The organism is Pseudomonas sp. MWU13-2105, assembly GCF_023242315.1.
In the GTDB taxonomy this organism is placed as follows: Bacteria; Pseudomonadota; Gammaproteobacteria; order Pseudomonadales; family Pseudomonadaceae; genus Aquipseudomonas.
On the sequence record NZ_JALLIY010000033.1, the window covers coordinates 14,475 to 29,338 of the forward strand.

Sequence of the window (14,864 nt, forward strand, 5' to 3'; positions counted from 1 at the left end):
CCCCGGGCTCGACTCAACTTCCAGCTGTCGCCGCCTTTTGTCGTGGCGAGGCTGTCCCTTTGCGAGAAAAAATGTATGGCACTTGCCCTGACCGCCGCCCAACGCAATATCTGGCTGGACCAGATGACCCAGGGCGACTCGCCGTTGTACAGCATTGGCGGCTACCTGGAGATCGAAGGGCACCTTGATCCCGAGGTGTTCCAGCAGGCCGTGGACCTGTTGATCGAGAAGCACGATGCCCTGCGCATGGTCCTGCTCGACGAGCGTGACGAGGAGGGCGTGCCATTGCAGGCCTTCGCCGCGACGCTGCCGGTGTGGGTGGCACCGCTGGACCTGCAAGGGCAGGCGGACCCGCGCCAGGCCGCCGCGAGCTGGATGCAGCGTCAGCTCGAACGGGCCTTCAAGCTCGATGCCGGCCCGCTGTTTCGGCTGCATTTGCTCAAGCTCGAAGCGCAGCGCTTCTACCTTGTCGTGCATGCCCATCATATCGTGCTCGACGGTTGGGGCATCGACGAGCTCTTTGTTTCCCTCTGCCAGATTTACAACGCCCTGCACGATCAGCGCGCGCCTGATCTGTCGGCGCCGTCCTATGTCGATTTTATTGAAGACGACCGCATCTATCGTCAGTCGCCGCGTTTTGTCCGCGACCAGGCCTATTGGCTGGAAAAGTACCGCGATATCCCCGAGCGCCTGCTGCTCCCGCGCTACCGCCAGGCCCAGGCTGAAGGTTCGAGCCGCAGCGGTCATTTTGACCGTGGTTTTGCCCGAGAGCTGGAGAACCGTATCGACGATCTGGCCGGGCAACTGCAGGCCTCGCGTTTCCACGTCCTGCTGGCTGTGCTGTACGTCTACTTCACCCGGACCCGGCAGCGCGATGAGTTGGTGATCGGCCTGCCGATCCTCAACCGCGCCAACGCCAGCTTCAAGAAGACCCTGGGCCTGTTTGCCCAGGTCAGTCCGGTGCGCCTGCGGTTCAGCGCCGATCTGTCATTTGCCGAACTGGTCCATGGCATCACTCGGGCGGTCAAGCAGGACTACCGCAACCAGCGTTTTCCGGTCAGCGATCTCAACCGCCTGCTGGAGTTGCGCCGTACCGAGCGTACGCAGTTGTTCGACCTGACCTTCTCCTACGAACAGCACGACTCTCTGTTGCGCTTCGGGCCTGCGAGCGCGCGCGCGGTGAAGTGCTCGAACAATCACGAACAGACACCGCTGGCGATCCATCTGCGGACCAACGCCTACGATGACGAATCCCGGTTGCACTACATCTACAACGAGGCATATTTCCAGGCGGGCGAGATCGAGCCCATGGCCGAGCGCCTGCAGCATGTGCTGGACCAGGGGTTGGCGAATGCACAGTTGCCGGTTCGCGCATTCTCCCTGCTCAACGTCAGTGAAACCGCGCAGTTGCAGGCGTGGAATGCCGCCCCGCAAGACTTCGCCGCAGACCGCACGATCCATCAGCAATTCGAAGCCCGCGCCGAAGAGCGGCCGGAGGCCGTGGCTCTGGTGTACCAGGATGAAAGCCTGAGTTACGGCGAGCTGAATGCCCGCGCCAACCAGGTTGCCCATCGCCTGCTGGCCCTCGGTGTACGCCCGGATGACCGGGTCGCGATCTGTGTCGAACGTGGTCCGGCAATGATCATCGGCCTGCTCGGGATCCTCAAGTCCGGCGCCGGTTATGTGCCGCTGGACCCGGCTTACCCGCGCGAGCGCCTGGCCTACACCCTCGGCGACAGCGCTCCGCTGGCCTTGCTCAGCCAGCACTCGGTACAGCAAGCCTTGCCGGTGGTGCAGGTGCCCGTCATCAACCTGGACGATAGGGATCTGCGGGACGAGTCCGTGCGCAATCCGCAGGTCGCGGTGAGCCCCACGCACCTGGCTTATGTGATCTACACCTCCGGTTCCACTGGCCTGCCCAAGGGCGTGATGGTCGAGCATCGCAACGTCGCGCGGTTGTTCTCGGCCACCGAAGCCTGGTTCGGCTTCAATGAAAAGGACGTCTGGGCGCTGTTTCACTCGTTCGCCTTCGACTTCTCGGTCTGGGAAATCTGGGGGGCGCTGCTACACGGCGGACGTTTGCTGATCGTGCCGCAACTGGTCAGCCGTTCACCTGAGGATTGCTACGCGCTGCTGTGCGGTGCCGGGGTCACGGTACTCAACCAGACCCCGAGCGCGTTCCGCCAATTGATCGCCGCCCAGGGTGAAAACGGTCAGCCGCACTCGTTGCGCCAGGTGATTTTCGGCGGTGAAGCGCTGGACACGGCGCTGCTCAAACCCTGGTACGCCCGGGAACTGAACCACTCCACGCAACTGGTGAACATGTACGGTATCACCGAGACCACGGTGCATGTGACCTATTACCCGTTGCAGGCCGAAGACGCCCAGCGTGTGGGTGTGAGCCCGATCGGCAAGCGTATTCCCGACCTGCGCCTGTACCTGCTCGACGGCTATGGCTTTCCGCTGCCGCCCGGCGTGGCGGGGGAGTTGTATGTCGGTGGCGCGGGCGTGGCCCGGGGTTACCTCAACCGCGACGAACTGAACGCTTCGCGCTTCCTCGACGATCCGTTTGTCTCCACCCCGGGTGCGCGTATGTACCGCACCGGCGACCTCGGTCGCTGGTTGGCCGACGGCAGCCTGGAATACCTCGGTCGTAACGACGAGCAAGTGAAGATTCGCGGTTTCCGGATCGAACTGGGCGAAATCGAAGCCCAGCTCGGCGCTTGCGAGGGTGTGCGTGACGCCGTGGTGCTGGTGCGCGAGGACGAACCGGGCGACAAGCGCCTGGTGGCCTATGTCATCGCCGGCACCGGCGTCGAACTGGACGCGGCACAGTTGCGTGACCAGCTACGCCTGGCGCTGGCCGAGTACATGCTGCCGAGCGCCTATGTCAGCCTGGAAGCCTTCCCGCTGACGGCCAACGGCAAGCTTGACCGCAAGGCGCTCCCGGTGCCGGCGGCCGAGGCTTATGCCCGGCGTGAATACCAAGCCCCCGAAGGTCCGGTGGAAACTGTCCTCGCCGGGCTGTGGGCCGAGTTGCTCGGTGTCGAGCAGGTCGGTCGTCACGATCAGTTCTTCGAACTGGGCGGGCATTCGCTGCTGGCGGTGAAACTGATCGAACGGATGCGCCAGGTCGGTCTGAGCGCCGATGTCCGCGTGCTGTTCGGCCAGCCGACCCTGGCTGCGCTGGCCGCCGCCAGCGGCAAGGGCGGCGAGATTGTCGTGCCGGCCAATGCCATCCCGCCCGGCTGCCAGCACATCACCCCGGACATGCTGCCCCTGGCGCGCTTGACCCAGGCCCAGATCGATCACCTGGTGGCCACTGTGCCGGGCGGTGTCGGCAATGTGCAGGACATCTACGCGCTGGTGCCATTGCAGGAAGGCATCCTCTATCACCACCTGTCGAGCGCCGAGGGCGATCCGTACCTGTTGCGGGCCTTGTTGCGGGTCGACACCTTTGAACAGTTGCTGGATTTTACCGAGTCCCTGCAGGCGGTGATCGACCGTCACGATATCCTGCGCACGGCCGTGGCCTGGGAAGAACTCGACGAGCCGGTGCAGGTGGTCTGGCGCGAGGCGCGGCTGCGGGTCGAGGCTTTCTTGCCGCATCCGGACCAGGGTGATGTGGCCACCCAGTTGCAGGAACATTTCGACCCACGGCGGATCCGCCTGGACCTGCGCCAGGCGCCGATGATGCGCCTGCACTATGCCGAGGATGCCGACAACGGCGGCTGGGTCGCGGTGTTGTTGTTCCATCACCTGATCGATGACGCCACCTCGCTGGCCCTGCTGGGCCAGGAGATCGAGGCGTTCAGCCGAGGCCGTGGTGCCGAGTTGGAAGCTTCGGTCCCTTACCGCAACCATGTCGCCCAGGCCCGCCTGGGAGTGAGCCGCGAGCAGCATGAGGCGTTTTTCCGCGAGATGCTCGGTGATGTCGACGAGCCGACCTTGCCGTTTGGCCTGCAGGATGTGCAGGGCGACGGCAGCGGTGTCGAGGAAGCGCAGTTGTCGGTGGACCCCGGCCTGGGCCAGCGCCTGCGGGCCCAGGCCCGGCGCCTCGGGGTGAGCAACGCCAGCCTGCACCATCTGGCCTGGGGCCAGGTGGTGGCGCGGGTGTCCGGACGTCGCGACGTGGTCTTCGGCACCGTGCTGATGGGCCGTTTGCACAGTGGCCAGGGCGCCGAACGGGCCCTGGGCATGTTTATCAATACCCTGCCATTGCGGGTCGCCGCCGGGGACCAGGGTGTCCAGGCGGCAGTTCGAATGACCCATGAGCGGCTCGCGGCATTGCTCGGTCATGAACACGCGCCGTTGTCATTGGCCCAGGGTTGCAGCGCGGTGGCGGCACCGACGCCGTTGTTCAGTGCCCTGATGAACTACCGACATGTCGCCGTCGGCGCCCAGGCGCCGCAGGACGCCGGCCAGGCCCGGACCTGGGCCGGGGTCGAGGTGCTCGGCGGCGAGGAGCGGACCAACTATCCGCTGTCGCTGTCGGTGGACGACCTCGGCGAGTCCTTCGGCCTGACCGTCCAGGCCGTGGCCGGGGTCGGGGCCGAACGGATCGCCGGCTATATGCACAGGGTGCTGGAACAACTGACCGAGGCCCTGGAACAGCGGCCCGAGGCACCCTTGCACAGCCTCGATTGGTTACCGGCGGGCGAGCGTCGCCAGTTGCTGGAGGGTTTCAACGCCTTCGATCACGCCTATCCGCAGGACTTGCTGCTGCACCAACTGTTCGAGGCCCACGCGGCGGCCCAGCCTGAGGCGGTGGCGGTCACCTATGCAGGCCAGCACCTGAGTTACGCCGAACTGAACCAGTGGGCCAACCAGATTGCCCATCGGCTGATCGCCGAGGGTATCGGCGCCGACGACCGGGTGGCGATCTGTGTGGAGCGCAGCCTGGAAATGATCGCCGGCCTGCTGGGCATTCTCAAGGCCGGTGCCGGTTATGTGCCGCTGGACCCGTCATACCCGGCCGAGCGCCTGGCCTACATGCTGGAGGACAGTGCGCCCAAGGTGTTGCTGACCCAGCGCGGTCTGCGCGAACGCTTCCCGCAGGCGCTCATGCCGGTGTTGCTGCTGGAAGCCGAAGCCCGGATCGAGAGTGGTATCGACACCGCGCCTCGGCACAATCCGCGGATCAAGGGGCTGACCGCGCAGCACCTGGCGTACCTGATCTACACCTCGGGCTCCACTGGCCAGCCCAAGGGCGTGGCCATGCCCCACGGGCCGTTGCTCAACCTGATGCACTGGCAGATCGCCCAGACCGTCGAGCACGGCCGGCCCGGACAACGGACCTTGCAGTTCGCCGCCCTGGGCTTCGACGTGGCCTTCCAGGAAGTCTTCAGCACCTTGTGCGCCGGCGGCGAACTGTCGTTGATCCACGGCGATATCCGCCTGGATTTCCGCCGGCTGTTCCAGCATATCCGCGAGCAGCGCATCGAACGCCTGTATATGCCGTGCATTGCCCTGCAAGCCCTGGCCGAAGCCATGGGCGCCGAAGCCGGGCAAGCTGAATGCGCGCTGCAGGACGTGATCACTGCCGGCGAGCAATTGCGGATCACCGAGCCGATGCGGCGTTTCTTCGAACGCCTGGACGACGCGCGCTTGCACAACCACTATGGCCCGACCGAGTCCCATGTGGTCACGGCGCTGACCCTGAGGGGCGATCCGCGGGCCTGGCCGACCTTGCCCAGCATCGGTTGGCCGGTGGCCAATACCCGCATCTACCTGCTCGACGAACAATTGCGGCCGGTGCCGGTGGGGGTGGCGGGGGAGCTCTACATTGGCGGTGCCTGTGTCGCTCGCGGCTACCTGAACCGCGCCGAGTTGACTGCCGAACGCTTTATCCGCGATCCGTTTGCCGCTACCGAAGGCGCGCGGCTGTACAAGACCGGCGACCTGGGGTGCTGGCAGGCCGACGGCCAGATCGACTACCTGGGCCGCAACGACGACCAGATCAAGATCCGTGGCTTCCGTATCGAACTGGGTGAGATCGAGGCGCGCCTCGGCCAGTACCCGGGCCTGCGGGACACGGCGGTGCTGGCCCGCGAAGATCGCCCGGGGGAAAAACGCCTGGTGGCGTATTTCAGCCTGCAGGCCGGGCAGGTGGCGCCCGAAGCCGAGCAGATGCGTCTGCATTTGCAGGCGCTGCTGCCCGACTACATGATTCCGGCGGCCTATGTGCACCTGGAAAAACTCCCTGTTTCGCCCAACGGCAAACTGGATCGTCGTGCGTTGCCGGTGCCTTCGGTCGACGCGTTCGTCAGCCGTGACTACCAGGCGCCGCTCCGCGACACCGAGACCACCCTGGCCGCGCTCTGGTGCGAAGTGCTGGGGGTGGAGCGGGTCGGTCGCCAGGATCATTTCTTCGAGTTGGGCGGCCATTCGCTGCTGGCGGTGAAGCTGATCGAGCGCATGCGCCAGGCCGGTCTGAGTGCCGACGTACGCGTGCTGTTCGGCCAGCCGACCCTGGTGGCACTGGCGGCGGCCGTGGGCGGCGGGATCGAGATCGTGGTGCCGGCCAACGGCATTCCCGCCGGTTGCCAGCGCATCACCCCGGACATGCTGACCCTGACCCGCCTGGACCAGGCCAGTATCGACCGGATTGTCGCCGGCGTGCCCGGTGGCACCGGCAATGTGCAGGATATCTACCCGCTGGCGCCGTTGCAGGAAGGCATTCTCTATCACCATATCGCCGCCGAACAGGGCGATCCGTACCTGTTGCAGGCGACTTTCGCCCTGCAGGACCTGGCGCAACTGCGGGGTTTCGCCGAAGCCTTGCAGGCGTTGATCGAGCGCCATGACATCCTGCGCACGGCGCTGGTCTGGCAAGGTTTGGAGGAGCCGCAGCAAGTGGTCCTGCGCCATGTCGAACTGCCGCTTGAGCAGATCGCCCTGGACCCGGCCGAGGGCGATATCCTCGGCCAGTTGCAGCGCCGTTTCGATCCTCGCGAGTGCCGCCTGGACCTCGGCCAGGCGCCGCTGATGCACCTGGCCTTCGCCGAGGATTCGGCCAACCAGCGTTGGGTCGCGATCCTGTTATTCCACCATATCGCCCTCGATCACACGGCCCTGGATGTGATGAGCGAAGAAATGCTCGCCCACCTGCATGGCACGGCGGGGCAACTGCCGGCGGCGATGCCGTACCGCAACTATGTCGGCCAGGCCCGCCTGGGGGTGAGCCGCGAGCAGCATGAGGCGTTTTTCCGTGAGATGCTCGGCGATGTCGATGAGCCGACCCTGCCGTTCGGTCTGCTGCAAGTGCAGGGTGACGGGCAGGGGGTCAAGGAGGTTCGCCACGATCTTCCGGCTGATCTTTGCCAACGCCTGCGCGCCCAGGCCCGGCACCTGGGGGTGAGTGCCGCCAGCCTGCATCACCTGGCCTGGGCCCGGGTCCTGGGCAGCGCCAGCGGGCGTGACGACGTGGTCTTCGGCACCGTGCTGCTGGGCCGCATGCAAAGCGGCCTGGGCGCCGATCGCGCCCTTGGGATGTTCATCAACACCTTGCCGTTGCGGGTCGACGTCGGTGCCTGTGCGGTACGCCAGGCGGTGCGCCAGACCCACGCCCGGCTGACCGCACTGCTTGGCCACGAGCATGCGCCGTTGGTGCTGGCCCAGCGTTGCAGCGCGGTGGCGGCCTCGTCGCCACTGTTCAGCGCGCTGCTCAACTACCGGCACAGCCCGGCCCTCGAAGCCAGCGGCGGCGATTATTGGGCGGACACCCAGGTACTCGGTGTCCGCGAGCGGACCAACTACCCCTGCACCTTGTCGGTGGACGACCAGGGCCAAGGCTTCTTGCTGAGCGTACAGGTCGCGGCCGGGGTCGATGGCCAGCGGGTCTGCGGTTATATGCAGACCGCCTTGACCCAGCTGGTCGAGGCCCTGGAGTCCGCGCCGGACTCGGCGGTGCGTGACCTGGCGGTGCTGCCGGAAGATGAACGTCGGCTATTGGTGCAGGACTTCAATGCCACGGCGGCCGACTACCCGATGACCCGGACCGTGCACAGCCTGTTCGAGGACCAGGTCCGCCTGCGGCCGCACGCGACGGCGGCGGTGCACCATGGCCGGGCCCTGAGCTATGCGCAGTTGAACCTGCGGGCCAACCAGTTGGCCGCCCATCTGTTCGGGCTCGGCGTACAGCCGGGAGCACGGGTGGCGATCCTGCTGGAACGCTCCCTGGACCTGCTGGTGAGCCAGTTGGCGATTCTCAAGTGCGCGGCGGTCTATGTCCCGCTGGACACCAAGGCGCCGCTGGAGCGCCAGCAATTCATGCTTGAAGACAGCCAGGCCGTGGTCTTGCTGAGCCTACGCGGTTTTGCGCTGGCGAGCGGCCCGGCGGCCCGGGTCGATCTCGACGCCGTGGTGCTGGAGGCCTTGCCGACGGAAAACCGGCAATTACCGCAATCGAGCGAAAGCCCGGCCTACATCATGTACACCTCCGGTTCCACCGGGGTACCCAAGGGCGTGGTGGTGCCGCACCGGGCCATTACGCGCCTGGTGATCAACAACGGTTATGCCGACTTCAACGACCAGGATCGCATCGCCTTCATTTCGAACCCGGCGTTCGACGCCAGCACCATGGATGTCTGGGGCGCCTTGCTCAATGGCGGCCAGGTGCTGGTGGTGGACCATGAAACGCTGCTCGAACCGGCGCGCTTCGGCGAGGTGCTGATCAGCGCTAAGGCCACGGTGCTGTTTGTCACCACGGCGGTGTTCAACCAGTATGTGCAACTCATCCCGGAGGCGATCAAGGGCTTGCGGATCCTCCTCTGCGGTGGCGAGCGCAGCGACCCGGCGTCGTTCCGCCGCCTGCTGGCGCTGGCGCCGCAACTGCGCCTGGTGCATTGCTACGGGCCGACCGAAACCACCACCTACGCCACTACCTGTCACGTGACCGCGGTGGCCGAGGACGCCGAAAGCGTGCCGATCGGCCGTCCCATCGGCAATACCCAGGTCTATGTGCTCGATGCCCGCCAGCAACTGTTGCCACTGGGCGTCAGCGGTGAGATCTGCATCGGTGGCAAGGGCGTGGCCCAGGGTTACCTCAACCGTGCCGACCTGACCGCCGAGAAGTTTATCGCCGACCCGTTCAGCAACGAGCCGGGTGCCTTGCTCTATCGCACCGGCGACCTCGGCCGCTGGTCGGTCGATGGCCAGCTGGAATGCCTGGGACGTAACGATGACCAAGTGAAGATTCGTGGTTTCCGCATCGAGCTCGGGGAGATCGAGGCACGCCTGGGCACCCATCCGCAGGTACGTGAATGCATCGTGCTGGCCCGCGAGGACGTTCCCGGCGACAAGCGCCTGGTGGCCTATATCACCGCGACCGGCGAACCGGCCACTGTGGAAGCGCTGCGCAGCTACCTGCAAGACCTGTTGCCGGAGTACATGGTGCCCAGCGCCTACGTGCAACTGGACGTATTGCCGCTGACCCTGAACGGCAAGGTCGACCGCAAGGCGCTGCCGCTGCCGGAGTCGGACGCCCTGGCCCATGGCGATTACCAGGCCCCCCAGGGTGAAGTGGAAACCCTGCTGGCAGCGATCTGGGCCGATGTGCTCAAGGTCGAGCGGGTCGGGCGTCATGACCACTTCTTTGAACTGGGCGGTCACTCGCTGCTGGCGGTCAGCCTGATCGAGCGCATGCGCCAGGTCGGCCTGAGCGCCGATGTGCGCGTGCTGTTCGGCCAGCCGACCCTGGCCGCGCTGGCGGCGGCGGTGGGCGGCGGCACGGAAATCGTGGTGCCGGCCAACCTGATTGCCGAGCACTGCGAACACCTCACCCCGGACCTGCTGCCGCTGATCAAGCTGACCCAGGCGCAGATCGACCAGGTGCTGGCCAGTGTACCGGGCGGCGCGGCGAACGTGCAGGATATCTATCCGCTGGCACCGTTGCAGGCGGGCATCCTCTATCACCATATCAGCGCCGAGCAGGGCGATCCCTATGTCCTGCAAGCGCTGTTCGGCCTGCGCGATCGCGCACGGCTGGACGATTTCAGCGGCGCCTTGCAAGGCGTCATCGACCGTCACGACATCCTCCGCACCGCTGTGCTCTGGGAAGGGCTGGACGAGCCGTTGCAGGTGGTGTTGCGTCGGGCCGAACTGGAAGTCACTGAGTTGCTCCTCGATCCGGCGGCCGGTCCGCTGGCCGAGCAGTTGCACCAGCGCTTCGATCCGCGCCACTACCGTCTCGATGTGCGCCAGGCGCCGTTGATCCGCATTGTCTTTACCGAGGACGCCGCCAATGATCGTTGGCTGGCGATGCTGCTGTTCCATCACATGGCCCTCGACCACACCGCGCTGGACGTGGTCCAGCATGAAATCCAGGCGCATCTGCTCGGCGAGGCCCATACCCTGGGCGCAGCGATGCCGTATCGCAACTATGTGGCCCAGGCGCGCCTGGGTGTCAGCCAGGCGCAGCACGAGGCGTTTTTCCGTGGGCTGCTCGGCGACATCGACGAGCCGACCCTGCCGTTCGGCCTGCAGGATGTGCAGGACGGCGGACGTGAGATCGAAGAAGCCGGCCTGAGCCTGGCGCCCGAGCTGAACCTGCGTCTGCGGGCCCAGGCCCGGCAGGCCGGGGTCAGTGCCGCGAGCCTGATGCACCTGGCCTGGGCGCGGGTACTGGGCAGCGTCTCGGGCCGCGAGCAGGTGGTGTTCGGCACGGTCCTGCTGGGCCGCTTGCAGGCCGGCGAGGGCGCTGACCGGGCCCTGGGCATGTTTATCAATACCTTGCCGTTGTGCGTCGATGTCGGCGCGCAGACGGTGCTCGCCGGGCTCAAGGCGACCCACGGCCAACTGACCGCGCTGCTCGGGCATGAACATGCGCCGTTGGTGCTGGCCCAGCGTTGCAGCGGCGTGGCCGCACCGGCGCCGTTGTTCAGCGCGCTGCTCAACTACCGGCACAGTGTGGTGGCTGCCCCTACGGCCGAACATGAAGCGGCCTGGAGCGGCATCGAGGCTTTCGGCGCCGAGGAGCGCACCAACTATCCGCTGACCCTGAACGTCGATGACCTCGGCGATGGCTTCAAACTGTCGGTACTGGTCACGGCCGAGGTCGGTGCGCAACGCCTGTGTGGCTATATGCAGGCGGCCGTGGCGCAATTGGTCGAGGCGTTGGAGCAGAAGCCTGCGGCGACCCTGGACAGCCTGTCGATCCTGCCGCCGGCGGAGCGCGAGCAGTTGCTCGTGGGCTTCAACGCCACGGCCACCGGCTCGCCCCGGCACGCTACGGTGCACGGGTTGTTCGAAGCCCAGGTACAGCGGACTCCCGACGCTGCGGCGGTATCGCAGGATGCGACGAGCCTGAGCTACCGCGAGTTGAACCGGCAGGCCAACCGCCTGGCGGCGGAACTGCTGGAACTCGGCGTACAGCCTGGGGATAGCGTGGCGCTGTTGTTGCCGCGCTCCATCGACTTGGTGGTCAGCCAACTGGCAGTGCTCAAGTGCGCGGCGGTCTACGTACCGCTGGACATCAATGCACCGCGCGAACGCCTGGCGTTCATGGTGCAGGACAGCCAGGCCGTGCGGGTGCTGACCTACAGCGCCGAAACCCTGGAGCCGGGCGTTCGACGTCTCGACCTCGATAGCCGCTCTGTCAGCGTGGAGCCGGCGGCCAATCCGGATCGCCCGGCAACCGCCGAGTCGGTGGCCTATATCATGTACACCTCCGGTTCCACGGGTACGCCCAAGGGTGTGCTGGTACCGCACCGGGCTGTCAGCCGCCTGGTGATCGACAACGGTTATGCCGATTTCAACGCGCGGGATCGCGTGGCCTTTGCCTCCAACCCGGCGTTCGACGCCAGCACCCTGGATGTCTGGGCGCCGTTGCTCAATGGCGGTTGCGTGGTGGTGGTCGAGCACTCGGTATTGCTCTCCCAGGAAGAGTTCCGGGCGCTGCTGCTGGCGCAATCGGTCAGCGTGCTGTGGCTGACCGCCGGCCTGTTCCATCAATACGCCGACGGCCTGATGGAGGTCTTCGCCCGCTTGCGCTACCTGATCGTCGGCGGCGATGTGCTGGACCCGACGGTCATCGCCCGGGTCCTGGCGCAAGGCGCGCCGCAACATCTGCTCAACGGCTACGGCCCGACCGAAGCCACGACCTTTTCCGCGACCTACGCGATCACTTCGGCGGCCAACGGCGCAATTCCCATTGGTCGACCGATCGGCAATAGCCAGGTCTACGTGCTCGATGCTTGCCGGCAACCGGTGGCGGTAGGCGTGCCCGGCGAGCTGTATATCGGCGGGCAGGGCGTGGCCAAGGGGTATTTGAACCGCCCGGAATTGACTGCCACGCAGTTTGTCGCCGATCCGTTCAGCGACCAGGAAGGTGCGCTGCTGTACCGCACCGGTGACCTCGGTCGCTGGAAAGCGGACGGTAACCTGGAATACCTCGGGCGTAATGACGGTCAGGTGAAGATCCGTGGTTTCCGTATCGAGCTAGGTGAGATCGAGGCCGCCCTGGTCACGCACCCAGCGGTCCAGGAGGCGGTGCTGCTGGCCCGGCAGGACGCCGCTGAGAAGCGCCTGGTGGCCTATTTCATCCTGCGCGAGCCGCAGCAGGGGCTGGATATCGAAAGCCTGCGCAGTCATCTGCAGGCGCGCTTGCCGGACTACATGGTGCCCGCGGCCTATGTACGTCTCGACGCGCTGCCGCTGACCGCGAACGGCAAGCTCGACCGCAAGGCCCTGCCGGCACCGGATGCGCAGGCACTGGTCAGCCGTGGCTACGCGGCACCCGAAGGCCCGGTCGAAACCACCCTGGCGGCGATCTGGGCCGAGGTGCTCAAGGTCGAGCGGATCGGGCGTCACGATCACTTCTTCGAACTGGGCGGGCACTCGCTGTTGGCCGTAAGCCTGATCGAGCGCATGCGCCAGGCCGGCTTGAGCGCCGACGTGCGTGTGCTGTTCGGCCAGCCGACCCTGGCCGCGCTGGCGGCTGCCGTCGGTGGCGGCAATGAAATCAAGGTCCCGGCCAATGCCATCCAGGCCGGTTGCACCCGGATCACCCCGGAGCTGCTGCCGCTGGCCGATCTCGACCAGGCGGCTATCGATCGTATTGTCGCCAGCGTGCCGGGTGGCGTGAGCAATGTGCAGGATATCTACCCGCTGGCGCCGTTGCAGGAGGGCATTCTCTATCACCACCTGGCGGCCGAGCAGGGCGACCCGTATGTTTTGCAGACCCTGTTCGAGATGGTCAGTCGCGAGCGCCTGAGTGCCTTTATCGACGCCCTGCAGAGCGTTATCGATCGCCATGACATCCTGCGCACCGCGGTGCTCTGGCAGGGCCTGGAGACACCGATGCAGGTGGTCTGGCGCCAGGCCCGGTTGTATCTGGAACAGGTCGAGCTCGACCCGGCCGAGGGCGCGATCGCCGAACAATTGCATGAGCGTTTCGACGCCCGCCACTCGCGCCTGGACTTGACCCAGGCCCCGCTGATGCGCCTGGTCTTTGCCGAGGACCTGCCGAACCAGCGCTGGGTGGCGATGCTGTTGTTCCACCATATGGCCCTGGACCATACCGCGATGGACGTGGTGCGCCAGGATATGCAGGCGCACCTGCTCGGCCTGGCCGGCCAGCTCGGCGCCGCCGTGCCGTATCGCAACTATGTGGCCCAGGCCCGCCTGGGCGTGAGTCGCGAGGCCCATGAAGGGTTCTTCCGCGAGATGCTCGGCGATATCGATGAACCGACCCTGCCGTTCGGCCTGCTGGATGTGCAGGGCGATGGTCGCGATATCGAGGAAGGCAGCCTGGCGCTGGACAGCCGGCTGGACCTGCGCCTGCGGGCCCGGGCCCGTCAGTTGGGGGTGAGCGTCGCCAGCCTGGTACACCTGGCCTGGGCCCAGGTATTGGGCAAGGTTTCGAGCAAGCGCACGGTGGTGTTCGGTACCGTGCTGATGGGCCGGATGCAGGGCGGCGAGGGTGCCGACCGGGCGTTGGGGATGTTTATCAATACCCTGCCGCTGCGGGTCGACCTGGGCGAGCAGGGCGCGCGGGACGGGGTCCGGGCGACGCATGCCCGGCTTACCGCGCTGCTCGGCCACGAGCATGCGCCGTTGGTGCTGGCCCAGCGTTGCAGTGGCGTGGCCGCGCCGCTGCCGCTGTTCAGCGCGCTGCTCAACTACCGGCACAGTGCCGCGACAGAACAGTCGGGCGAGGCTCTCGAGGCTTGGCGCGGCATCGAGGTGCTCAGTGGCGAGGAGCGCACCAACTACCCGTTGACCTTGAACGTCGACGACCTGGGCGACGGTTTCAAACTGACGGTGCTGGTCACTGGTACGGTGGGGGCCGGGCGTGTCTGCGGTTATATGCAGGCGGCGCTGGAAAATCTGCTCGGTGCCCTCGAGCAAGCACCGGCCACGGCGCTCGACAGCTTGTCGATCCTGCCGGCCGCCGAGCGTGAACAGTTGTTGTTCGGGCTTAATGACACGGTGCTGGATTATCCGCGGCAGCAGACCATCCATGGGATGTTCGAGGCTCAGGTGCAGCGCACGCCGGACGCCCTGGCGGTGGTGCATGACGGGAAGCGCCTGAGCTATCGCGAACTGAACGAGCAGGCCAACCGTCTGGCCCATGCCTTGCGCAAGCAGGGTGTGCAGCCGGATTCGCGGGTGGGGATCTGTGTTGAGCGCGGGACCGAGATGGTCGTTGGTCTGCTGGCGATTCTCAAGGCCGGTGGCGGTTATGTGCCGCTGGACCCGGCTTACCCGGCGGAGCGGATTGCCTACATGCTGCAGGACAGTGCTCCGGCGGCGGTCTTGGCGCAAGCGGCTACCCAGAGTCTGTTGGCGGGCGTTTCGGTGCCCGTTATCAATCTCGACCAAGACACCTGGCAGGACGAATCCGTCCGGAATCCGCAGGTGCT

General features: G+C 66.1%; 1 protein-coding gene. It reads left to right on the forward strand.

The window, feature by feature from the left end:
• Positions 1 to 123: 123 nt before the first annotated feature.
• A partial coding sequence (locus M5B96_RS31260; RefSeq protein ID WP_412548674.1) for an amino acid adenylation domain-containing protein occupies positions 124 to 14,864 on the forward strand: 14,741 nt, incomplete at its 3' end.